Origin of the sequence: Dactylosporangium sp. NPDC051541, from assembly GCF_044454505.1 — a bacterium.
Classification (GTDB): Bacteria; Actinomycetota; Actinomycetes; order Mycobacteriales; family Micromonosporaceae; genus Dactylosporangium.
The window spans coordinates 1-23599 of the sequence record NZ_JBITDU010000010.1 but is presented as its reverse complement, the minus strand read 5'-3'; the positions used below and the strand labels follow the sequence as shown (position 1 = coordinate 23599).

20 protein-coding genes and 1 pseudogene are annotated in these 23599 nt (G+C 70.9%); 6 read left to right on the top strand and 15 right to left on the bottom strand.

The window, feature by feature from the left end; translation table 11 throughout:
• The first annotated feature begins 18 nt into the window (after positions 1 to 18).
• Positions 19 to 1725: an IlvD/Edd family dehydratase gene (locus ACIA8L_RS36595; RefSeq protein ID WP_395911791.1), complete on the top strand. Its 1707-nt coding sequence runs from the start codon at positions 19 to 21 to the stop codon at positions 1723 to 1725.
• 6 nt (positions 1726 to 1731) lie between these two features.
• Here ACIA8L_RS36595 and ACIA8L_RS36590 read toward each other — a convergent pair whose 3' ends face one another.
• On the bottom strand, positions 1732 to 2466 hold the full coding sequence (locus tag ACIA8L_RS36590) for a VOC family protein (RefSeq protein ID WP_395911789.1): 735 nt from the start codon (positions 2464 to 2466) through the stop codon (positions 1732 to 1734).
• Between the two features lie 90 nt (positions 2467 to 2556).
• On the opposite strand from ACIA8L_RS36590, the gene ACIA8L_RS36585 reads away from it, so the two are divergent.
• Positions 2557 to 3414: a family 43 glycosylhydrolase gene (locus tag ACIA8L_RS36585; protein WP_395911787.1), complete on the top strand. Its 858-nt coding sequence runs from the start codon at positions 2557 to 2559 to the stop codon at positions 3412 to 3414.
• A gap of 34 nt (positions 3415 to 3448) precedes the next feature.
• A complete protein-coding gene (locus ACIA8L_RS36580; protein ID WP_395911785.1) occupies positions 3449 to 4876 on the top strand; it encodes an RICIN domain-containing protein in 1428 nt (475 codons plus the stop codon).
• Positions 4877 to 5040: 164 nt separating this feature from the next.
• Here ACIA8L_RS36580 and ACIA8L_RS36575 read toward each other — a convergent pair whose 3' ends face one another.
• Positions 5041 to 5517 (bottom strand): winged helix-turn-helix domain-containing protein, encoded by a 477-nt coding sequence (locus ACIA8L_RS36575; protein ID WP_395911784.1) that lies wholly within the window; start codon positions 5515 to 5517, stop codon positions 5041 to 5043.
• Between the two features lie 50 nt (positions 5518 to 5567).
• On the opposite strand from ACIA8L_RS36575, the pseudogene def reads away from it, so the two are divergent.
• Positions 5568 to 6077 (top strand): annotated as a pseudogene (gene def, locus ACIA8L_RS36570) (peptide deformylase); the annotation flags it as partial.
• Positions 6078 to 6244: 167 nt separating this feature from the next.
• Here def and ACIA8L_RS36565 read toward each other — a convergent pair.
• The gene (locus ACIA8L_RS36565; RefSeq protein WP_395911783.1) at positions 6245 to 6901 is read right to left on the bottom strand and encodes a hypothetical protein; all 657 of its coding nucleotides are present in this window, start codon (positions 6899 to 6901) and stop codon (positions 6245 to 6247) included.
• Entirely contained in the window at positions 6898 to 8295 is a 1398-nt protein-coding gene (locus tag ACIA8L_RS36560; RefSeq protein WP_395911781.1) for a cytosine permease, read from the bottom strand. The genes ACIA8L_RS36565 and ACIA8L_RS36560 overlap by 4 nt, the downstream gene beginning before the upstream one ends.
• A gap of 91 nt (positions 8296 to 8386) precedes the next feature.
• Here ACIA8L_RS36560 and asnB point away from each other — a divergent pair, with 91 nt between their 5' ends.
• Entirely contained in the window at positions 8387 to 10264 is a 1878-nt protein-coding gene (gene asnB / locus ACIA8L_RS36555) for an asparagine synthase (glutamine-hydrolyzing) (RefSeq protein ID WP_395911779.1), read from the top strand.
• A gap of 43 nt (positions 10265 to 10307) precedes the next feature.
• On the opposite strand, the gene ACIA8L_RS36550 is transcribed toward asnB, so the two are convergent.
• From ACIA8L_RS36550 to ACIA8L_RS36500, 11 genes are all read right to left on the bottom strand, one after another.
• A complete protein-coding gene (locus ACIA8L_RS36550) occupies positions 10308 to 12401 on the bottom strand; it encodes a diguanylate cyclase (RefSeq protein ID WP_395911777.1) in 2094 nt (697 codons plus the stop codon).
• 394 nt (positions 12402 to 12795) lie between these two features.
• Positions 12796 to 14004: an MFS transporter gene (locus ACIA8L_RS36545; RefSeq protein ID WP_395912321.1), complete on the bottom strand. Its 1209-nt coding sequence runs from the start codon at positions 14002 to 14004 to the stop codon at positions 12796 to 12798.
• 33 nt (positions 14005 to 14037) lie between these two features.
• On the bottom strand, positions 14038 to 14343 hold the full coding sequence (locus ACIA8L_RS36540) for a hypothetical protein (RefSeq protein WP_395911775.1): 306 nt from the start codon (positions 14341 to 14343) through the stop codon (positions 14038 to 14040).
• 12 nt (positions 14344 to 14355) lie between these two features.
• Complete coding sequence (locus ACIA8L_RS36535) at positions 14356 to 15534, bottom strand: glycoside hydrolase family 27 protein (RefSeq protein WP_395911774.1); 1179 nt, start codon at positions 15532 to 15534, stop codon at positions 14356 to 14358.
• A 34-nt stretch (positions 15535 to 15568) separates the two neighbouring features.
• Positions 15569 to 16837 carry a Gfo/Idh/MocA family protein gene (locus ACIA8L_RS36530; RefSeq protein ID WP_395911773.1) on the bottom strand — a complete coding sequence of 423 codons (1269 nt, stop codon included), beginning with the start codon at positions 16835 to 16837 and terminating at the stop codon, positions 15569 to 15571.
• A gap of 34 nt (positions 16838 to 16871) precedes the next feature.
• A complete protein-coding gene (locus tag ACIA8L_RS36525) occupies positions 16872 to 17768 on the bottom strand; it encodes a PmoA family protein (RefSeq protein WP_395911771.1) in 897 nt (298 codons plus the stop codon).
• Positions 17765 to 18874, bottom strand: a complete 1110-nt coding sequence (locus tag ACIA8L_RS36520) for a Gfo/Idh/MocA family protein (protein ID WP_395911769.1) — start codon at positions 18872 to 18874, stop codon at positions 17765 to 17767. Before ACIA8L_RS36520 ends, ACIA8L_RS36525 begins: the two co-directional genes overlap by 4 nt.
• On the bottom strand, positions 18864 to 20177 hold the full coding sequence (locus ACIA8L_RS36515; protein ID WP_395911768.1) for an ABC transporter substrate-binding protein: 1314 nt from the start codon (positions 20175 to 20177) through the stop codon (positions 18864 to 18866). Before ACIA8L_RS36515 ends, ACIA8L_RS36520 begins: the two co-directional genes overlap by 11 nt.
• Positions 20178 to 20188: 11 nt before the next feature.
• Positions 20189 to 20995, bottom strand: coding sequence for a carbohydrate ABC transporter permease (locus ACIA8L_RS36510; protein WP_395911766.1), 807 nt, complete (start codon positions 20993 to 20995; stop codon positions 20189 to 20191).
• A gap of 76 nt (positions 20996 to 21071) precedes the next feature.
• Entirely contained in the window at positions 21072 to 21998 is a 927-nt protein-coding gene (locus ACIA8L_RS36505) for a carbohydrate ABC transporter permease (RefSeq protein WP_395911765.1), read from the bottom strand.
• Between the two features lie 319 nt (positions 21999 to 22317).
• A complete protein-coding gene (locus tag ACIA8L_RS36500) occupies positions 22318 to 23367 on the bottom strand; it encodes a LacI family DNA-binding transcriptional regulator (RefSeq protein ID WP_395911763.1) in 1050 nt (349 codons plus the stop codon).
• Between the two features lie 26 nt (positions 23368 to 23393).
• Here ACIA8L_RS36500 and ACIA8L_RS36495 point away from each other — a divergent pair.
• Positions 23394 to 23599 (top strand): hypothetical protein (locus ACIA8L_RS36495; protein ID WP_395911762.1); only part of this gene is annotated, 206 nt, incomplete at its 3' end.

Genomic DNA, 23599 nt, shown 5'->3' with positions numbered 1-23599 from the left:
AGTACTACTCTCATGGACATGGCCGGGCGACGCAGCGCGCAGTGGTACTCCGGGGACGACCGTAACAGTTACATCCATCGAGCCTGGATGCGCCGGGGGCTGCCCGCGGACGCGTTCGACGGGCGGCCGCACATCGCGATCGCCAACACGGCGAGTGACCTGACCCCCTGCAACGCGCACCTCGACGAGGTCGCGAAGAGCGTCGCCAACGGGGTCTACGAGGCCGGCGGGATTCCGCTCGACCTGCCCGTCGTCTCGCTCGGTGAAACACAGGTCAGGCCGACGGCGATGCTGTGGCGCAACATGGCCGCGATGGCGACCGAGGAGATGCTGCGGGCCAACCCGATCGACGGGGTGGTGCTGCTCGGCGGGTGCGACAAGACGATCCCGGCGCTGCTCATGGCCGCCTGCTCGGTCGACCTGCCGGCGGTCGTGGTGCCCGGCGGCCCGATGCTGACCGGGACGTTCCGGGGCGTGCCGCTCGGGTGCGGCACCGACGTCTGGAAGCTCTCCGAGGAGGTCCGCGCCGGCACCCTGTCCGAGCGCGCGTTCCTGGACTCCGAGTCCTCCATGATCCGCAGCAAGGGCCACTGCAACACGATGGGTACCGCCTCCACGATGGGCCTGCTCGCCGAGGTTCTCGGGATGACGTTGCCGGGCATCGCCGGCATTCCGGCCGCGGACAGCCGCCTGCTGGCCGCGTCCCACGCCACCGGCGTCCTCGCCGTCGACCTGGTCAACCGCGACCACCGCCCGAGCGCCGTGCTGAGCAAGGCCTCGTTCCACAACGCGATCGTCGCCCTGGCCGCGCTCGGCGGGTCCACCAACGCGGTCGTGCACCTGCTCGCCATCGCCGGCCGCGCGGGCGTCGAGCTGACCCTGGACGACTTCGACCGCATCGGCGCGGGGGTGCCGCTGCTGGTGGATCTGCAGCCGGCCGGCCGGTTCCTCATGGAGGACCTGCACCGGGCCGGTGGCCTGCACGCCGTCCTGGCCGAGGTGGCCGACCGGCTCGACCCGGACGCGATCACCGTGACCGGCCGCCCGCTGGTCGAGCCGCTGAGCGACACCCACATCTGGGACGCGGAGGTGATCCGCACCCGGGCCGAGCCGCTGCAGCCGCACGCCGGGATCGCCGTCCTGCGCGGCAACCTGGCCCCGGACGGCGCCGTCATCAAGCCGGCCGCCGCGTCCCCGCACCTGCTGCGCCACCGCGGGCCCGCGGTCGTCTTCGACTCCGTCGAGGACCTGCACGCCCGGCTCGACGACCCGGGGCTGGACATCACCGCCGACTCGGTCATCGTCCTGCGGGGCTGCGGCCCGAAGGGGTATCCGGGCATGCCCGAGGTCGCCAACACGCCGATCCCGGCCAAGCTCCTGGCCGAGGGCGTCCGCGACATGGTGCGGATCTGCGACGGCCGGATGAGCGGCACCGCCTACGGCACCGTCGTGCTGCACGTGGCCCCGGAGGCGGCCGCCGGTGGCCCCCTGGCCCGGGTCCGCACCGGCGACGTGATCGTCCTGGACGTCGCCGCCCGCACCCTGCACGTGGAGGCCGACCTGGACGCCCGCGAGCCCTCACCGGAGTTCCTGGCCGCCCTGGCCCGGCCGACGCGCGGGTGGGAGCGACTCTACGTCGACACCGTCCGCCAGGCCGACACCGGCGCCGACCTGTCGTTCCTGGTCGGTGCCAGCGGTGACCAGGTGCCCCGCGAGTCGCACTGAGGGTTTTCAGCCTGGTGTCAGTAGGCAGAACTCGTTGCCTTCCGGGTCGCGCAGCACCTTCCAGTGGATGTCGCCCACGTCGACGGGGGTGGCGCCGAGCTTCCGCAGCCGGTCCGCCTCGGCCTCCAGGTCGTCGCCGGGGTACGGGCGCAGGTCGAGGTGGACGCGGTTCCAGCCGGTCTTGACGTCGGGCGTGCGCAGGAACTGCAGATATGGGCCGACTCCCGTCGCGGAGCGCAGCACCGCGTTGCTGTCGCTCTCCCGGAGCAGGGTCCAGTCCGTGGCCGCGCTGTAGAACCGGGCCATCGCGTGAGGGTCGGCGCAGTCGACGATCACCGTGGAGATGGGACCGGTGTCGTGGTCCGGGTCGTGCCAGTCGAGGACGCAGAACTCGTTGCCCTCCGGGTCGGCCATGGTCACCCACGACACGTCGGCGCCCTGACCGATGTCGACCGGTGCCGCGCCGAGCTCGCGCAGGCGGGCGACCAGCTCCGTCTGATGCGCCGTGGAGGTGGTGGCCAGGTCGAGATGGACCCGGTTCTTCCCCACCTTCGGCTCGGACGACTTCACCAGGTCGATGACGACGGCGGCCGGATCGGGGTAGTGGAAGCCCGGGGGCTCGAGGTTGGTCACCCCGGGGCCCTCGCTGGAGATCTCCCAGCCGAGCGCCGCCGCCCAGAACGCGCCGAGGGCCGCGTCGTCCCGGGCCTTCATGTTGACCTGTACCAACCGCGTCGCCATGCCGATGATCATAGTTCGATCGGGTTCGAGCCTGAACGGTTCTGTTCGCTTCCTGGTGCGCGCGTCGGCTGAAACGCTGCCATGGGTGGCATGAAGGCATTGAGATCGATGATGGTCGTGCTGGCCGTGCTGGCCGGGGCGCTCGTCGGAGCCCAGCCCGCGAGTGCCGCAACTGCTCTGGTGTACGCCACGTTCAAAGGTGACGCGGCGGCCGACGAGGAGCTGTGGCTGTATCAGTCGACGAACGGCGGCACGAGCTACGGCGTGCTCGCCGACACCAACTTCCGGGGCCCGACCGGCGTGCTGCGCGACCCCAGCATCCTGAAGTACAACGGCCGCTACTTCATCGCCTACACGGTGCAGTCGTGGACGACGAACAGCACCTACTTCAACATCGCGTCGAGCACGAACCTGACGACCTGGACGAACATCGCGAGCGTCCAGTCCGGGATCGCCAGCACGAAGTACACGTGGGCCCCGGAATTCTATGTCGAGGGCAGCAGCGTGAAGCTCATCGTCAGCGTCGCGGCCAGCACCTGTTCCAGCTGCTTCCGGCCGTACGTGTACACCGCCCAGAACGCGGCCCTCACGTCGTGGAGCGGGCCGGCGCAGATGTGGGGCCTGGGCACGAACCACATCGACACGTTCGTGGTGAAGTCCGGCTCGACCTGGCACGCGTTCACGAAGAACGAGACGACGAAGTACATCGAGCACTGGACGACCACCGCGCACCTCACCGAGGGCTGGGTCAACCGCGGCAACCTGTGGACATCAGGTTACGAAGGCCCGTCGCTGGTGAAGCTCGACGACGGCCGCTGGCGTATCTACGTTGATAAATACACGAACGGTGGCATCTGGACCGCGACGAGCTCCGATCTCAACTCCTGGACCGGGCTGAGCGCCGTCACCTGCGCCGGCTGCCGCCACGGTACCGCCATCGCCAAGTGATCTCCGCCGCCGAGTGATCGAAGAGGACACCGCCATGTTCCGAAGAATCGCCGCATTGCTCGCTGTTGTCTGTGTTTCGCTGGCCGCCGCTGCCACCCCGGCCAGTGCCGCCGCCGTCAACGTCCTCAGTGGACTGCAGATGCGCGACACCGCCGGGAATCTCCTGCACGCCCACGGCGGCGGGGTCATCAAGGTGGGGTCGTACTACTACTGGTTCGGCGAGGACCGCAACACCAACGACACGTTCCGCTACGTCGACGTGTATCGCTCCACCGACCTGCGCACCTGGGAGTTCCGCAACCACGTGCTGACCCAGTCGTCGAGCTCGGAGCTGGCCTCGGCGAAGATCGAACGACCCAAGGTGATCTACAACAGCTCGACCGGGCAGTACGTCATGTGGATGCACAAGGAGAACGGCAGCGACTACGGCGAGGCCCGGGCCGCGGTCGCGACCTCGTCCACGGTCGATGGAACTTACACGTATCGCGGCAGCTTCCGCCCGCTCGACTACATGTCCCGGGACATCACGCTGTTCCGCGACGACGACGGCACCGCATACATGATCTCGGCCGCCAACGAGAACGCCGACCTGCACGTGTACCGCCTCACGTCCGACTACCTCGGGGTGAGCGCCCGGGTGCAGCGCCTGTGGCCGGGCTCGTCCCGCGAGGCGCCGGCGATGTTCAAACGCAACGGGGTGTACTTCCTGCTGACCTCGGCCGCCACCGGCTGGGGCCCCAACCAGCAGAAGTACGGCACCGCGACAAGCGTCACCGGCACGTGGAGCGGGCTGTCGAACGTCGGCGACAACACGGCGTTCGGCTCGCAGACCGCCTACGTGCTGCCGGTGCAGGGCACCGCCGGCACCGCGTACCTGTACCTGGGCGACCGGTGGGCCGGGGCGTGGGGCGGGCCGGTGAACGACTCGCAGTATGTGTGGCTGCCGCTGTCGTTCCCGAGCAACACGTCGCTGAGCCTGACGTGGGCGCCGCAGCTGAGCATCGACGCGGCGGCTGGAACCGTTGCCGGGACCGCCGGCCCGGCCGAGCAGCTCGTGGCCCGGCACAGCGGCAAGTGCCTGGACGTGAGCTCGGGCTCGGCCGCTGACAGTGCGCGGACGTTGCAGTACACCTGCGGAACCGGACTCAACCAGCGCTTCACCGTCCAGGACCTGGGCAACGGCTACGTCCGGCTGGTCGCCCGGCACAGCGGCAAGTGCCTGGACGTGAACGGCGCCTCGACCGCCGACGGGGCGACGGTGCTGCAGTGGACCTGCGGCGGCGGCACCAACCAGCAGTGGCAGGTCCAGAGCGCGGGCTCCGGGTACGTCCGCTTCGTGGCCCGGCACAGCGGCAAGTGCCTCGACGTGGCCGACGCCTCGACCGCCGACGGTGCCGCTGGGCTGCAGTGGACGTGCGGCAGCGGCACCAACCAGCAGTGGACCCGCCGCGTGGTCGCCTGATCCGCACCGCCCGACGCAACGGGTACCGGGGCCGCGCAACCCGCGCCCCCGGTACCGCCGGCGACACCATGCCGCCGGGCCTGCAGGACACCACCGCTCGCCTGACGACCCTGGGCCGACCGGTCACGAAGGCTGCAACACAACGCAACCGCCGCGCCGCGGCACTAGTCGATGAGCGGGAAGAACCGGGCGACGGCCGCCACCGGGCCGCGGCCCGACTGGTCGCGGCCGCTGTAACCGGCGACCAGGGCCCGCACGGCGTTGCCGAGCTCGGTCAGCTCCTGCGGCGTCAGGTACACCACCTCGCTGAACGCCTGGTCCCGCCGCCAGCGCTGCGGGGCCCGGTCACGCACCGACAGCCAGTGCTGATAGCTCTCGTCCTCGAGACCGCGGTGCAACGAACTTTGCAAAGCCTCCGTCTCTGGTACGCCCCGGAGCCGCCACGGCCGCGCCCGCCCCTCGGCGGCCACCTCCTCGACCAGGCCGTAGCGGGCCAGCTGCCGGAGGTGGAACGAATACAGCCCGGAGCTGCCGCCCAGCTCCCGCGCGGCTTCCGTGGACGTCACCGTCCCCCGCGAGCGCAGCAGGGCCACCAGCGCGGCCCGCACCGGGTGGTCCAGGGCGGCTTGTTCTTCCGTCACGTTGCACACTATCCTCCTTTGCAAGGTACTTTGCAAAGGAGGTCGGGCGCATGAGCATCGTTCCGGTCCGGACGTTCGGCGACCCCGTGCTGACCACCGCGGCCGACCCGGTCACGTCGTTCGACGCGGAGCTGCGCCGGCTGGTCCGCGACCTGTTCGACACCCTGGCATCGCAGCAGGGCTCGGGCCTGGCCGCGGTCCAGATCGGCGTCGGGCTGCGGGCGTTCGTGTTCCACGTCGACGGCGTGCGCGGGCACCTGGTCAACCCGGTCCTCGAGTTCCCGGACAGCGAGGAGCAGGACGGACCCGAGGGCTGCCTGTCGATGCCGGGCCTCTACTTCGACACGGTCCGCCGGCAGCACGTGGTCGCGCGGGGCCGCTCCGACCGCGGCGACCCGGTCCAGGTGGTCGGCTCGGGCGAGCTGGCCCGCTGCCTGCAGCACGAGACCGATCACCTGGACGGCGTGCTGTTCATCGACCGCATGGACGCCGCCCGCCGCCGCGCCGCCATGCGGGCCGTCCGGGCCGCGCCGTGGTTCGGTGACCCGGCGCCGCCGCTCGATGGCCCGGCAGCGTCGCTCGATGGCCCGGCAGCGTCGCTCGGTGGTTCGGCAGCGCCGCTCGGTGGCCCGGTGGCGCCGGTCGGTGGGCCGGTGCCGCGGGTGAAGGTGCGCCCTCACCCGCTGTACCAGCGATGAGATGCTTGCTGTTCCAGCTGTGGCGCGCGTCAGAGGTGGGTATCGGCCAGGGTGTTCCAGAACATCAGCTCGTAGTCCCGCAGCAGCCGGCCGTATTCGAGGCCCGCGTCCAGGGACTTGCCGCGGTCGAGGGCCTGCTGGATCGCCCGCTCGGCCAGGTGTTGCAGGTCCGGCGCGGGGGTGGCGAAGAAGTCGACGAAGCCACAGGCCTCATCCGGGAAGTGGTACTCGCGGCGCAGCGCCTGGGCCAGAGTGGCACAGTAGCCGCCCCACGCGGCGAAGTTCGCGGTCACGGCCAGGACCACGGCCGCCGGGTCGGCGTTGAGGGCGAGCCAGGCGAGGTACGACGGGTAGGCCTGACAGCCGGCGAGGCGGCGGTACGACGCGCGGGCCTCGGCGTCGTTGCCACCGGCGGCGGCGAGGGCGGGCAGGGTACCCAGGACGATGTTCTCGCCCTTGCCCAGGTCCGCGAAGAAGTCGGCGGTGGCCGGCTCGGTCGCGGCCGCGGCGAGGGTCAGGAACGAGCGCCGGTCACTGGGCACCAGCGCCAGCTCCTCGACCGCGAACGCACCGATCGCCGCGAGGGGCGCGGTGCCGGCGTCGATCGCGGGGACCAGGCGGTTGTGCTGCTCGCCGGGGGCGAGCTCGGTGCGGGCGCGTTCCAGCAGAGCGGTGGCGCTGGTCATCCGGGGGTTCCCTCCGTTGCGGAATAGCCGAGGAGCTCGGCGCGGGCGGGGGTACGGGCGGCCAGGCTCGCCAGTCCGAGGTAGAGCAGGCCGGCCAGGAGCCATGCCTCGACCGGGACCAGGCCCAGGTCGGGCGCCGACGTCTGGCCCGGCAGCAGCTGCAGGCCCCAGGCGCCGAACAGCATCGCGACGACGACGGACACGATCGCCGGCCAGTTCGCGAGGCCGGCCGCGCGCCAGCTCGGGATCCGTTCGACGCTGCGGCGGACACCTGTAACACGCGGCAGGAGGAACTGGTCCACGCACATGACGACGGTGGCGCTGGGCAGGGCGATCGCGGACCAGCCGGCGACGGTGAAGAAGTCCTCCTCCAGGTGCGGGAACCACCAGGCCAGCAGCGCGGTCAGGGCGGCCATGACCAGGCACGTGTACCAGCGTTTCCAGCCGCGCGCGTGGCCGGCGAGGTTCTGCCCGGCGTTGATCATTTCGTAGTAGTTGCCGTCGTTGATCGCGACCTGCAGTGCGGTGGCCAGGATCGCGCCCAGCCACAGCGCGCCGAACAGCGAGTATTCGACGGTGTAACGGAACGCGCCGCCGAAGTCGAGGGCGCTGGTCCCGGACAGGTAGCCCATCATCCAGCCGGCCGCCACGAACAAGACCAGACCCACGAAGAGCGCGATGGTGTACGGCAGCAGCGGCCACGAGAACCGGGGCCGCCCGTATCGCCAGATGTCCGGCTCGTTGCCCCACATCACCGAACCGATCGCGAGCCCGACCCCGGCCAGCAGGGACAGCTGATCCGGGCTGGACGGCCCGCTCCACACCGCGCCCGGCATATCGGTGGCGCCTTTGATCACGAGGTACCCGATCCACAGGATCATCAGCGGGGCCACCAGATACCGCGCGAATGCGGTGATGCCGGTGAAGCCGAAGATGTTGTTCACGATCCCGATCAGCGCGAGCACGATCGTGATCGCCACGATGTGTCCCCAGCCGAAGAGCCCGTCGTAGAGATTCGCCAGGACGTTGAACGCGAATGCGGTCCACCCGGCCGCGATGAGGATGAGCACGACCGACAGCAGGCCCGAGCCGAGCTTGCCGAAGATCGAGCGGGTGAGTAGGGCGTGGGTCTGGCCGGTGGTCGATCCGAGATAGGCGGCCGGCAATGCGTAGGCCAGGTAGCAGACGGCCCCGATGACCCCGGCGAGGATCGCGCGGCCGAGTGACCAGCCGGCGTCGTGGTAGGAGAATCCGAGGAAGAGGTAGGTGATGCCGGCCGCCATCGTCACCCACAGGGCGGTGAAGTGGTAGAGCGACCTGCGTTGCGACAGCGGCACCACACCGTCGCGGCTCGTCGAGTAGTCGTCATTGATCTCGTTGACGATTTCGGTCACCGCCACAGTTTCCTCTTCCCATCGACATTCGTAAAAGCCTGGATTATGTTTCAGGACGGTTACATCGGCCGCGTCGGGGAAGGTGGCTGCGATGTGCGGGATAGTCGGATGGGTCGATCTCGGTGGTGACGGCCGCGACCTGCGCCGGGAGACCGCGGCCGTGCGGGCCATGATGGGCACGATGACGCTGCGCGGCCCGGATGCCGAGGGGGTCTGGGCCCGGGAACGGGTGGCGTTCGGCCATCGCCGGCTGGCCGTGATCGACCTGCTCACCGGTGACCAGCCGATGGTGGTGGAGCACGCGGCGATCACCTACAGCGGCGAGCTGTACAACTATCGCGAGCTGCGCACCGAGCTGCGCGGGCACGGGCACGTGTTCCGGACCGAGAGCGACACCGAGGTGGTGCTGCGGGCCTATCTGCAGTGGGGCGAGGACTTCGTCGACCGGCTCAACGGGATGTACGCCTTCGGCCTGTGGGACGCCCGGCGCGAGGTGCTGCTGCTCGTCCGCGACCGGATGGGCGTCAAGCCGCTGTACTACTACACGGGCGTCGGCGGGTCGGTGCTGTTCGCGTCCGAACCGAAGGCGATCTTCGCCCACCCGCAGGCCGAGGCCGTCGTCGACGTCGCCGGGCTGCGCGAGCTCCTGGCGTTCGTGAAGACCCCCGGCCACGCGATCTACCGCGACCTGCACGAGGTCGTCCCCGGCTCCTACCTGCGGGTCTCCGCCGACGGGACCCAGCGCCGGCAGTACTGGCGGCCGTCCTACGAGGAGCACCGCGACGACCGGGAGACCACGGTCCGCACGGTCCGCGCGCTGCTCGACGACATCGTGGACCGCCAGACGGTCGCCGACGTGCCGCTGTGCGCCCTGCTCTCCGGCGGCCTGGACTCCTCGGCCATCACGGCGCTCGCGCACCACGCGCTGAGCACCCGGGGCGAGGGGCCGCTGCGCTCGTTCGCCGTCGACTTCGTCGGGCAGGTGGAACATTTCCGGCCGGACCCGCTGCGGGCGACCCCGGACGCGCCGTTCGTCCACGACGTGGTCAAGCACGTGCCGGTCGACCACGAGGACATCGTGCTGTCCTCGGCGACGCTGATGGACCCGCTGACCCGCTCCGCCGTCGTCGCCGCGATGGACCAGCCGACGTTCGGCGGCGACATCTACACCTCGCTGTACCTGCTGTTCCGGGCGGTCCGCGAGCACTCGACGGTGGCCCTGTCGGGCGAGGCGGCGGACGAGGTCTTCGGCGGCTACGCCTGGTTCCACGTCCCGGCGATCCAGCGGGCGGAGACATTTCCATGGCTGGCCCTGGGTGAGATCGCCGGCGTCCGCGGCCGGCAGTCGAGCGGATCGGCGGGTGGGTCGGAGCTGACGACCAGCGCGCTGGAGCCGGACCTGTACGAGGCGCTGCGGCTGCCCGAGTACCGCGAAGCGGCCTACCGCACCGCGATCGCCGAGGTCGAGCACGGCGACGATCCGGATCCGCACAACCGGCGGATGCGCGAGATGTCGTACCTGCACCTGACCCGGTTCGTGCAGATCCTGCTCGACCGCAAGGACCGGATGAGCATGGCCCACGGCCTCGAGGTCCGGGTGCCGTTCTGCGACCACCGGCTGGTGCAGTACGTCTACAACACCCCGTGGGCACTGAAGACCTTCGACGGGCGGGAGAAGAGCCTGCTGCGGGCCGCGACCGCCGATGTGCTGCCGGCCTCGGTGGTGGCCCGGACGAAGAGCCCGTACCCGTCGACGCAGGACGCCCGCTACGAGGAGGCGCTGCGCGAGGCGCTGCTGGTCGTCACCGCCGACTCCCCGGCGGCGTCGCTGTTCGACCCGGCCCGCATTGCCGACCTGGCCGCCGCGCCCTATGAGCACGACGGGTTCGGCCAGGCCCGCCGCCAGATCGAGCAGGTCCTCGCCCTCGACCTGTGGCTGCGGCACAGCCCGGTGCGGCTGGAGCTGTGAGCCGGCCCGCGACCCGGTCAACCCGGCCCCGGGTGGCCGATGCCTAAAGGCCGCCCGTTCCCGCGGGTGTCGATGCCTTCTGGTGTACTGCGAGCAGCCGCCCCACCGCCCCCTGTTCGTGCAGAGCCAGGAACGCGTCGACCGCCTCCGGGTCGAACTGGCTCCCCCGGCCCCGCAGCAGCTCGTCGCGGGCCCGGGCCTCGTCGAGCGCGGCCTGGTAGGGGCGGTCGCAGCGCATCGCGGCCCACGAGTCGCAGACCGCGATCAGCCGCGCCTCCGGCCGGATCGTCAGGCCCCGCAGGCCGTCGGGGTAGCCGCTGCCGTCGAACCGCTCGTGGTGCTGGCGGATGATGTCGGCCACCGCATCCAGCTCCGGCACGATCCGGGCCATCCGCGCCCCGAACTGCGGGTGCTTGCGCAGCAGCGCCCACTCCTCGTCGGTCAGCGGCTCGGCCTTGAGCAGGATGTCGCGCGGGATGACGACCTTGCCGATGTCGTGGAACCGGCCGGCCAGCCCGGCCCGCATCGTCACCGACTCCGAGCAGTCCATGTACACGGCCATCGCGGTGGCCCAGCGGGCGATGGCCGCGCTGTGCTCCAGGTCGGAGAGCCAGGCGTCGACCTCGTCCGCGACCTGCTGCAGGTACTCCAGGTGGACCGACCGGCCGACCAGCATCGGGACGGCGGGCGCGGGCACCGCCTTCGGGCCGGCGCCGACGACGACCCGGTCACGGCCCTGGACCTTCGCGCTGTAGAGGGCGCGGTCGGCCACCACCACCAGCTCCGTGTGCGACTCGCTGTGGGCCGGGTAGCTGGCAGTACCAATGGAAACCGTGACTTTGATGTGTGTTTCAGCGTCGAGCCGCACCGGCTCGTCACCGACGCCGCGGCGCAGGGCCTCGGCCAGCGATTCCAGGCCGTCCGGCTCGACACCGGGCACGAGCAGGGCGAACTCCTCGCCGCCGTAACGCGCCACGACGTCACCGGGGCGGGCCGCCCGGCGCAGGCGGTCGGCGATCTCGATCAGGGCGCGGTCGCCGGCCGGGTGCCCGAAGCGGTCGTTGACGGACTTGAAGTGGTCGACGTCGACGATGAACAGAGCCACGGAGCCGCCGCGGCGACCGGCCTGTGCGACCGCGGCGGGCAGCCGGCCCTCGATGAAGCGGCGCGTCGACAGGCCGGTGAGCGGGTCGGTCACGGCCAGGCGGCGCTGGTGGTTGGCGACCCCGGCCATCCGGCCCAGGGTGAGCAGGAACAGCACCGAGCAGGCCAGGGCCGCGGCCGGCACGTCCTCGGTCATCCCGCGCACCGACTGGACCAGCAGCGCGGCCGGCGCGAGCACGGCCGCGGCGCCCAGGAGCACGAACCGGAACGGGCGGGACTCGTCGCGCGGGGCCGGCGCCGGGTCGGCCAGCCCGGCCATGCTCGGGTGCAGCGCGGCCAGGCCGAGCGAGAGGTTCGCGGTGAGCCAGATGGCGTCGAGGAAGTTGCCGGCTTCGTAGACGCCGTGCAGCTGCTGGTAGCTGTAGATCGTGTCGGCCGCGGCGATCCCGAGGAGGTTGCCGACCAGCAGGACGAACGACGCCGACCGGGCGCCGGAGCCGATGAGCAGCCGCACGGTGACAGCGAGCAGGGCGAGGTCCATGACCGGGTACCCGATCTCGGCGCACAGCGCGAGCACGTTGTCGCCGCGGTCGGCGGTCGGGTGGATCAGGAACATCCACGACAGCAGGGCCGCGGCCACGGCGAAGATCAGCCCGTCGAGCAGGCCGAGCACGCTGCGCGGCTCGCGGCGGCGCAGGAGCAGGGCCACCGCCGCCAGTAACAACGGGTAGTGCGACAGGTACAGCAGGTCGGCGACGGACGGGAAGCGCGCGGCGTGCAGCACGTAATGTGAGATGTAGAAGACCGCGTCGGCGGCGGCGTAGACGACCTGGCTCAGGCCGAGCAGGATCCACGGCCCGCGGACCCGTGGCCGGTTGCGCCGGATGCCCCACCAGACGGCCGCGGCGGCGGAGGCGCTGACCGCGAGGTAGACGCCGACCCGCCAGTAGAGGCCGGACCCGTCCTCGGGCAGCAGGAAGTAGGTGGTGATGCCGAGAAAGCCGGTCAACGCGTAGGCGAGACCAACAGTCATATAGGCGCTCCTCGATGAACTGCGGCTTTCGGCGTAAATCGCTCGAGCGTTCGCGGTATTTCGCCTGAAACCGTAGACCACGCGGTGCGCGGCGTGCATGCGGCGGGTTACTCGCGCCAGGTCGGTCGTTGCTCGATGTGCACGCGGTCGACGGCGAGTAACGGACCCGTCACCTCGCCGCGGCGAGCCCGGGAGGTGGGCCGGGACGTCCTCGGCCAGGGCAGGACGTACGGGGTGAGCGTCGAGCCCGGGCCGGATCCCGTCGCCGGGCCACGGCGGGACCTCCAGGCGCTAGAAGGCGGCGCGGGCTTCGAACTCCTCGGGTGCGGACGCCGACTGGCGGGTGCCGTATACGCCGGGATCCAGGATCGTCCGTAGCGCCGCAGCTCGATCACTACGGTAGCGACCGGGCGGCCCCGCGGCCGGAATCGGCAACCGTTGCCGAACGGGCGACCATGAGCCGCCACACCACCAGCTGGACCACGGACAGCCCCAGCGCGAACGGCATCAGCGTCCAGATCCCCCGGTGCTGGGCCAGCCAGCCGGCCAGCCACGGCAGGGTCGAGCCGCCGACCAGCGACAGCCCGTTCATGACGCCGATCGCGGTCGCCACCAGCCGCGGCGGCACGACCTGCGGCGTCACCGCCATCGCGGTCGGGAACAGCGGGCCGAGGAAGAAGCCGAGCAGCACGAACCCGGCGGTGGCCAGGGCCGCGGTCGGGACCGCCCACAGCAGGGCCGAGGCGATCGTCACCCCGACGAGGCAGACGGTCGCCATCCCGGCCGCGCTCAGGCCGGCCCGGGTGGCGATCGGGCTGATCAGGAACCGGCCCAGCGTGAGGCCGAACCAGTAGCCGCTGACCGTGTAGCCGGCCACGACCCCCGGCTCGCCGTGCTCCTCGACCAGGAACGTGAACGCCCATGTGCCGACGCCGAGCTCGAGACCGACGTACACGGCGAGGAACAGCGACCCGAAGACCACCGCCGGGCTGCGCACGGCGTCGGCGAAGACACCGCGGGGGCGCGGCACGTCGGCGGCCTCCTCGGCGGCAAGAGCTTTGCGGGGGTACAGCAGCAGGAATCCGGCTCCCAAGGGCAGACACAGCACAGCCAGTACCACCCAGACCGACGTCCATTGCAGTGACTGCAGCAGCCAGGCCGCCAGGAGCGGGCCGAGCAGCGCCCCGACGCCGAAGAACGCGTGCAGCCGGTTCAGCAGGGTCGTCGCGTTGGGCAGTTCGGTGAGGTAGACGTTCAGGACGCTCTCCAGGACGCCGGTGCCGTACCCGACGAGCAGCTGCACCGCGACGAGCACGGCGAACGGCGGGCGGGCGGCCATGGCGACGGCGCCGAGGGCATACGCGGCGATGCCGATGACGAGGGCCAGGCGGACGTGGACGCGGTGCAGCAGCGCCCCGGTGGTCGCGCCGGCCAGCATGAACCCGGCCGAGGAGGTGAAGAACGTGAGGCCGATGGTGGCCTCGTCGACGCCGTAGTCGGCCATCTGGGCCGGGATCAGGACGCCGTTGACCCCGGAGTTGAGCCCGACGAGCACGAATCCGGCGTAGGACAACAGGACCGGCGCCCGCACCGCGCGGTGCATGAGGTTCACCGCCAGATGGTACGGGCGTCAGCTTTACTGGGACAGACCCGAGATCACCGGGCCGACCTGGGCGCGCCCCACGCCGTCGGCCGAGCACACGGTCTGCGGTGCCGGGGCGAAGTCGGCGGCGGTCTCGTCGGGCAGGAACACGCGGTAGCCGCGGACCTCCACCGGCTTGCAGGTGTCGCCGAAGTTGCCCGGCTGCGGGCTGCGGATCTGCACGGCGCGGTGGCGGCGGTCGGTGCGGTGGAGGCCGGCGCCGCCGCCGTGCTCTCGCCGCTCCCGCAGCCGCCGGCGACCAGCACCAACGGCACCAACACGAGCACGGCTTGTGTACACATGTCGGGTCACTTACCCGGATGTGCCGACCCGATACATCGCGACGCCGTGGGCCGGCACGAGCGCCGTCATCGCCGCGACCGTGGTGCCGTTCCACAGGTCGCGGATGCTCTGTGTTCCAGGAACAGTTGCGGTGATGGTCGCGGCCCGGGCTGTCTCGTTGAACAGCAGCACCGCCACGTCACCGTTGGCCAGCGGCCGGGTCAGCACGTCCAGGCCGTCGTGCGCGGAGACCAGGGTGGCGGGCCGGCCGAGCGGGTCCTGGTCGACCGCGATGACGTCCCGGTTGCCCAGGTCGGCCAGCACGGCGTCACCGGCGGTGGTGAGGTCGTTGCCGGCGATGAGCGGGGCCGCCATCATCGCCCACAGGCTGAGCTCGGCCCGGTCCTCGGCCGCCGTCATGCCGTTGCCGACCTCGAGCATGTCGGGGTCGTTCCAGCCGCCCGGCCCCGCGTATCCGGCCAGCGTGACGGTGGCGTGGAACACGGACAGGAAGCTCGCGAAGGTCGGCTGGATGTCGGTGGTGGTGCGCCACAGGTTGCCGTAGCCGCTCCCCCACGCCCAGACGCGCTCGGCACCCCAGTTGCAGATGCTGTAGACGATCGGCCGCCCGGTCGCGGCAAGGGCGTCGCGCATCGCCCCGTACCGCTGCCGCGCCGGGACCGAACCGTCGTAGCAGGTGTCGTACTTCAGGTAGTCGACACCCCAGGATGCGAACTGTCTCGCGTCCAGTTCTTCAAACCCGAGGCTTCCGGGGTACCCCCCGCAGGTGCGCGTTCCCGCATCCTCGTAGATGCCGAGTCGCAGCCCGAGCCCGTGCACGTAGTCGGCGAGGGCCTTGATGCCGTGCGGGAACCGGTCGGGGTCGGCCCGCAGATCGCCCGACGCGTCGCGGGTCGCGGCCATCCACCCGTCGTCGACGTTGACGTACACGTATCCGGCGTCCCGCAGCCCCGACGACACCATCCGGTCGGCGGTGCGGCGGATCAGGTCCTCGGTGACCTCGAGCCCGAAGGCGTTGTAATCGTTCCACCCCATCGGCGGCGTCAACGCCAGCCCGTTGTCGAACCGCCGCACCGGCTCCGCCGCGCCGGCCGGCAGCAGCACGAGCACCGCCAGCACGGCGAGGAGCGCGCAGATCCCCCGCCCCCCACGCCCGCCGCCCCGCGAACCCCGGCCGTCCCTTCGCATGGCTTGAACGTAATGATGCTTCCTGGCAGCGGGCTCACAGTTCGCTGATCGTCACCGCCCGGCGCTCGGCGAGGCTGACGTTGCCGGCGATGCCCACGAGGACGCTGTTCGCCCCGTCGCGCAGCCCGGCCGCGCGCCCGAGCGGATCGTCCCCGGCCCCCTGAAACACGTCACGCAGCAGCATCGCGTCACCGCCCCCGTGCGCACCCGCGCCGTGCGGAATGGGGATCTCCCGCGTCGGCTGCCAGTGCTGTTGCAGGGTGAGCCGCTCCCGTGACTCGTTCTCGGCTACCGTTCCGGTCGGGTCGACCACCCCCGCGGGCCGGACCTGGAAACGTTCCACGACGTCCAGTTCCAGGCGGCCGGCGGTGCCGTTGAAGGCGACCCGGTAGCCCTCCCAGGGTGCGAACGCCGTCAGGGTGTACGCCATCGTGGCGCCGCCCGCGTAGGTCACGGCCAGCGACAGGCTGTCCTCGATCGAGATGCCGGGGGCGAAGACGTCGGCGTCGCGGTGGTAGCCGTCCTCGGCCTCGGCGTCGAGGTACAGCGCCCGCAGCCGCGGGTCGGCCGCCAGGTCCAGCCGGAACGGGTCGTCCACCGGCAGGTCCCGGCCGAGCGCCGGGCGGGCCGGCAGCCCACGGGCGGCCGCGTTCTCGGCGCCGTAGAAGCGCAGGCCGCCGGTGGCGTAGACGGTGACCGGCGTGTCGGCCAGCCACCAGTTGACGAGGTCGAAGTGGTGGGTCGACTTGTGCACCAGCAGCCCGCCCGACGTCGCCTTGTCGCGGTGCCACCGGCGGAAGTAGTCGGCGCCGTGCGCGGTGTCGAGGAGCCACTCGAAGTGCACCGACGTGACCCGGCCGATGGCGCCGTCGCGCAGGAGCTGTCGCACGAGGCTGTTGCGCGGCGAGTAGCGGTAGTTGAACGTCACCGTGAGCCCGGCCGCCGAGCGCGCGGCCGACTCGGTGATGCGGCGCAGCCGGGTGGCGTCGGTCGTCATCGGCTTCTCGGTGATCGCGTCGACGCCGCGGTCGAGGGCGGCGCAGATGTACCGGTCGTGCGTGGCGTCCGGCGATGTCACGATGACGCTGTCCGGTCGCCGCACCCGCAACAGTTCCAGCAGCTGGTCCGGCCCGTAGCACCCGATCCCGGCCAGGCCGCTGCGCTCCTGGTGATAACGCATGCGGACCGGGTTCGGATCGCAGAACGCGACGAGCTCACCGTCGCCCCGGTGCGCGCCCGCCAGCGCCTCGACGTACATGCCGGCCCGGGACCCGAGCCCGACGATCGCGTACCGCCGCGTCACCGCGCCGGCCCGCCGTCGATCGCGTGTCGCCCGCTCACAGCGCTGCCCGGCCGTGCTCGGCGAGGGCCTTCGTGCCGGCCTCCCCGCGGTCACCGGCCGCGACCACGACGGCGTAGCGGAACGCGAGGGTGTCGCCGTAGGGCAGGTCGAGCTCCTCGCTGAAGAACGGGGCCGGGTTCAGGCAGGCGAACTGCTCGGTGCGGGCGAACCACTGCGGCGGATGCCGCGGGTTGTCGCGGTCGTCGACCATGACAATCGTGGAGGCCCGGTCGGTGCCGTCGTGGCGGCCGCGGAACGCGAACCACTCCGCTCGGGTGCCGCGCAGCTCGTCGCCGCCGGTGCCGTCCGGGGACTGCAGGGTGCCCCCGGTGAACGAGCGCGGGCCGCGCCAGAACAGGCCGCCGTAGCCGGCGTTCTCGCGGCCCTTCGTGGTCGGCGACCCGAACGCGAGGGTGGCCCCGGAAACATTGCGCATTGCCGTGGCGAAGCACAGTACCCACGTATCGTCGTCTATGAGCCGGGCCGACAGCCGCCGCTCCTCGGTGATCACCGGGTCACCGGCCTGTGCCGTCCAGTCGAGCCGGTGCCGCAGCCGCGCCGCGTCGTCGTCGGCCTCGAGTTCCTCCAGGTGTACGTGTTCAGCACGGCCGTTGTTGGCGAGCTGGACGTAGAACCGGCCGGGGACGTAGGTGGGGCCGCCCCAGAAGTTGTGCTCGCCCACGTGCGGCAGCGACCAGGCGATGCCCTTGTGCCAGACGTGGTCGTGCGGCCGGAACAGTGACACGACGTCGCCGGCCCGGGTGCGGATCGGGTGGAGGTACGGCTTCGGCGACTCCAGCGTCGGCGTGTCGGGCCGGTAGACGTAGGTGAACAGCGCGACGCCACCGGCCGAGACGGTCACCGAGCGGCCGAGGGCGTGGTCGACGTTCATCGGGCGAGTACCGCTTCCCATGGGGCTCCAGTTCCGTTCATCCGGGCGGCGAAGGGGTGCCCCGGACCAATCTCTCCACTGTGGACGGGCAGGCCGGTGAAGGCGGAGGCGTAGAGCGCGGCGATGAGTTCCATGGTCGCGCGGGTGTCGGCCGCGGTGACCGGCGGCGGGACCCCGGCGTCGAGCGCGTCCAGGACCGCCGCGAGCTGCTGCGCGTGGCCACTCTCCACAAAGGACCGGTCGCGGCTCCAGTGCTGCGCCACGTCATCGTGGCCCGGTGCGGGCGTCACCGTCCAGTCGTCGTCCGTGTACCCGTACAAGTGCCGCAGTTCGATTGTCGCGTTCGCGTAGTCGATGCGCAGCGCCGACTCCTGCCGCGGCGAGAGGACCGAGTTGACGATCGCCGCCGTCGCTCCGCTCGCGAACGTGACCAGGGCCATCGACACGTCCTCGGTCTCCACGCGCCGGGCCCGGCGGGCGGCGACCGCGGTCACCCGCTCCCACGGGCCGAGGATGGACAGGAGCAGGTCGAACTGGTGGATGCCGTGGCCCATGGTGGGGCCGCCGCCCTCGGTGTCCCATTTGCCGCGCCAGGCCACGTTGTAATAGTCGTCATCGCGGTACCACTGCGTCTCGCACGTCGCGAGCATCGGCGCGCCCAGCTCCCCCGCGGCCCCCATCGCCCGCAGCCGCACCGCGCCGGCGCCGAAGCGGTGCTGGAACACGGTGGCCAGGTGGGCCCCGGTCCGCTCGGAGACCGCGATGAGCCGGTCGAGCTCGGCCAGGGACAGCGTCGGCGGCTTCTCGACCAGGACGTGCACCCCCGCCTCCAGACACTGCAGCGCGAGCGGCGCGTGCCAGGCCGGGGGCGTGCACAGGTGGACCAGGTCGACGTCGCCGCCCGCGAGCAGGGCACTGACGTCGGGGTACACCTGACGCGCTTTCCAGGTTTCGGCGAAGTCGGCCGCCCGGCCGCCGTCGATGTCGACGACGGCCGCCAGCTCGATCCGGTCGCCGTGGGCGCGGATGGCCCGCGCGTGCGCCACGGCGATCCCGCCCGTACCCACCACCGCGGCCCGGTAGCGGGTTTCGGGGTTATGCGGCATCGATCTCCCCCTGCAGTTCCTTGATGAACGCCGCGGCGGCCTGCTGCGGTGTCTTGCGGCTGAACAGCACGTCTTCGGTGTACCGCTTCAGGATGGTCTCGACGCTGCTCGCACCCTTCGGCGTGACGCGGGGCGGGGTGCCGACCTTGACCGCGTCGAGGTACTCGGCGGCCGCCTTGTCGGTCGCGCTCAGCTTGGCCGCGATCGACTGGCGGATCTTGCTGTTGGCCGGGACGCCACGGTCGGTCTGCAGCACGTCGGCCGCCTCCTGGCTGTTGGCGAGGAAGTCGACGAACGCGGCGGCCTCGGCGGCGTGCTTCGAACGCGAGGACACGGACCAGTACATCGACGGCTTGTAATAGGCGCCGGGCGACTTGGCCTGTGCCTCACCGGGGAGTTTCAGCAGTTTCAGGCTCTTGCCGCTGGCCGCCGAGAGCGACGTCAGCTGCGTGTTCCACCAGGTGCCGAACGCGCTGTTGTTCGTGGCCGTGCCGGACTGGTCGAGGCCCGCACCGGCCCGCTCGACGGAGACCGACGCGGGCGGGGCGACCCCGGACTTCGAGATGTCGAGGAGGTACTGCCAGTAGGCGGCCAGCACCGCCGGGTCGATGGCGACCTTGCCCTTGTCGTCGTACAGCGAACTGCCGGCCTGCCGCGCCCAGATGTTGACGCCGCCGATGTCGAAGCCCCACGACTGCACGCCGGTGACCTTCCCGCCGCCGGCCGCCGACACCTTCGCGCCGATCGTCTTCAGGTCGTCCCACGTCCATTTGCTGTCGTCGGGCAGCTCGACGTTGTACTGCTTCAGCAGGTCAGTATTGACGATCATCGAGTAGGTGGTCAGGCCGACGGGCAGCGCGTAGAGCTTGCCGTCGACCTTGCCGGTGCCGAGGGCGTTGGCGTCGAAGTCGGCGGTGGCCAGGTGGTTCGACGCCGTGCCGAGGTCGAGCAGGGCGCCGCGCTGGGCATACGAGGCGAGGTACAGCTCGTCCATCTGGATGATGTCGGGGGCGTCGTTGGCGGCGACGGTCGTGGCGAGGCTGTCCCAGTAACCGTTCCAGTCCTTGAACTCGCCCTTCACCTGGATGTTGGGGTGGGCCTTGGTGAACAGGTCGATGACCTGCTGCGTGCGCTTGTGCCGGGCGTCGGAGCCCCACCAGGTGAAGCGCAGCGTGATGTTGTCCTTGGTCAGGTCGCCGGAGGCGTCGCTGTCGCCGCCGGTGCCGCAGGCGGTGAGGACCGCTCCGGCCCCGACGCCGAGCGCCAGTCGCAGCGCGGTCCGGCGGGAGATACCAGGATTCATGGGGGTGTCCTTTACTTCATTCCGGTGGTCGCGATGCCTTTGATGAGGTACCGCTGGCCCAGCAGGAAGGCGAGGAAGATCGGGAGGAGCGAAACAACGCTCATCGCGAACATGGAGCCCCAGGACGTGGCGACCGTGGAGTCCACGAACGAGCGCAGTGCGACCGGCACCGTGTACATGTCCGGGTCGGTCAGGTAGATGAGCTGGCTGAAGAAGTCGTTCCAGGTCCAGATGAACGTGAAGATGGTGGTCGTGGCCAGGGCCGGCAGCATCAGCGGGAGGATGATCCTGGTGAAGATGCGGGGGTGGCCGGCGCCGTCGATGCGCGCGGCCTCGTCCAGCTCGCGGGGCAGGCCCCGGATGAACTGGACCATGAGGAACACGAAGAACGCGTCAGTGGCGAGCAGCTTCGGCACGATCAGCGGCAGGAACGTGTTGATCCAGCCGACCTGGGCGAACAGGATGTACTGCGGCACGATGAGCACGTGCACCGGCAGCATGATCGAGCCGAGCATGATGGCGAACCACAGCTTCTTGCCGCTGAACTCGAGCCGGGCGAACGCGTAGGCGGCCATCGAGCAGCTGACCAGGTTGCCGATGATGCAGCCGAGCACGACGATCGCGGAGTTGAGCAGGTAGTGGCCGAACGGGCTGGCCAGCGCGTTCCAGCCCTCGCCGTAGTTGTGCGTCTCCAGGTCGGTGAGGACCAGGCCGGGGTCGCGGAAGATCGCGTTGCCGGGCCGGAACGAGCTGACGACCATCCACAGCACCGGATACAGCATCACCGCGGCGAGCAGGATGAGGCCGAGGTGCTTCATCGTCCGGCCGATCGCCGGCTGCCTGAGCCTTACTGAGGGCGGGTTGAAACGCTTCAGTTGCGGGCGCGTTTTGCGATCAGTCATCGTAGAAGACCCAGTGCTTGGCGGCCCAGAAGTTGACCGCGGTGAAGGCGGCGATGATCAGCAGGAGCAGCCAGGCCAGGGCCGAGGCATAGCCCATGTCGAAATTGCCGAAGCCGCGCTGGTACAGGTAGAGCGTGTAGAACAACGTGGAGTCCGACGGCCCGCCGCTGCCACCGGAGACGACGAACGCCTGGGTGAACGACTGGAACGCGTGGATCACCTGGAGCACGAGGTTGAAGAAGATGATCGGCGACAGCAACGGCAGCGTGATGCTCCTGAGCTGCTTGATTTTGGACGCGCCGTCGACGGCGGCGGCCTCGTAGTACATCACCGGGATCTGCCGCAGCCCGGCCAGGAAGATGATCATCGGCGCGCCGAACGTCCACACGTTGAGCACGATGAGCGTCCCGAGCGCCGTCGACGGGTCCGAGATCCAGCCCTTGCCGTGCACCCCGACCAGCTCGAGGGCCTGGTTGACGAGCCCTTCGGCGCCGAAGATCTGCCGCCACAGCACGGCGATGGCGACGCTGGAGCCGAGCAGCGACGGCAGGTAGAACACGGAGCGGTAGAAGGCGAGCCCGCGCAGCCCCCGATCGAGCAGCAGCGCGAGCCCGAGCGCGGCCGCCAGCTGCAGCGGGACGCTCACGAACACGTAGATGAACGTGACGCCGAGCGCCTGGTGCAGCCGGTCGTCGTGCAGCATCCGCTGGAAGTTGTGCAGCCCGGTGAACTTCGGGTCCTGGATCAGGTTGTAGTCGGTGAAGCCGAGAAAGAACGAGATCACGACGGGCCCGGCGGTGATCAGCGCCAGCCCGGCGAACCATGGCAGCAGGAACAGGAAGGCGGCCTTGTTGTCGCGTTTCCGCGGCGGCCCGCCCGTGGAGGTGCCGAGCTGTCGCAGCTCGCCGAGCGCACTCAACGTCGAGTCTCCTATCGCTTTCCCCGCGGGTGAGGGGTGTGTGGGAAAACGTATTCCGCAGTGTGCACGCCCCGCCGGAACCGGTCAAGGCCTCGAGCCCTGTGCGACCATTGCCCCGTTGTGAGCGCGCTCATCGTGCTCTATACGACGCTGCCGCCTTATCGCGCCCAGGTCAACACCTGACAGACAGAAACCCCTGAGAAAAGCGCTTTCCCGCCCCGCCGCTCAACGGACGTGGAGGCTGGCCCCGTCGACGAGCGCGCCGACCACCGTTTCGCGGACCGGCCCCCGTGGGAAAAGCGCTTTCCCGCCCCGCCGCTCAACGAACGCGAAGGCTGGCCCCCTCGACGAGCGCACCGACCACCGTCTCGCGGACCGGCCCCCGTCCAGGGTCGCGGGCGGTCAGGGCCAGGCGGATCGAGCGGGCCCCGATGTCGGCGAACGGCAGGGCGATCGTCGTCAGGCGCGGCGTCATGTCGGCGGCCAGCGGGATGTCATCGAAGCCGGTCAGCGTCAGCCGCCCCGGCACGTCGACGCCGGCGGCCCGGCACGCCGCCAGGGCGCCGACAGCGACGTCGTCATTCACCGCGACCAGGGCGTCGGCGCCGCTCAGGCCGCCGGTCGTGTCGTCGGCCAGGAGCCGGGCCGTGGCCGCGTAGCCGCCCCGGCGGCCGACCTCGCAGTTCACGATGCGCACGTCCTGGGCGTCCACCCCGCCGCCGAGGAGGCCCTCCATGTAGCCGGAGGTGCGTTCCGCGGCGTACGCGCGGTCGCGGGTGCCGGCCAGGATGATCGGGCGTCGGTGACCGGTCGCGGCCAGGTGGGCGCCCATCAGGCGGGCCGAGGCGCGGTCGTCGACGCGGATCGAGTCGAACGGCATGTCGATGCCGCCGTAGATGACCACCCGGCCGCCGTCGCGCTCGTACGCCTCGAGCTCGTCGACCAGGCGGCCGCCAAGAGCTCCGGGCCGGATCCGGCTGGAGGTCAGCACCAGCGCGCGGGGTCGGAAGCCGGCCAGGGTGCGGATCGTCTCCAGCTGCCGCTCGGCCTCACCGCGGGTCGCGGACACGGTCACGAACGCGTCGACGGTCCGCGCCTGGCGCTCCATCGCGGCCACGACCTGGGCGATCGACGGAGTGGTGAGGTCGTCGGCGATCAGGGCGATGGCGTCGCTCTTGCGGCGCATGGCCCGCGCCGAGACGTCCGCCGTGTATCGCAGCGTGGCCGCCGCCTCCAGCACCCGGCTCGCAAACCTGGGCGCCACCGTGCGCGCACTGCCGCCGAGCACCCGGGACGCCGTCGCGACCGACACCCCGGCCGCCGCGGCCACGTCCTTCAGCGTGACGGTCGGCCTCGCAGGATGCGGCAACGTCGTGGTCCCTTCAACGCATCCGGATGCTTCCGCGCAACACCAGCATCACACACGGCAACCTAACCGCACCGCCGCACCACCGCCGCACTGCCGCCGCACCGCACTGCCGCCGCCGCACCACACTCCCGCCACCGCCGCACCGCACCGCACCGCACCGCACCGCACCGCACCGCACCGCACCGCACCGCACCGCACCGCACCGCACCGCACCGCACCGCACCGCACCGCA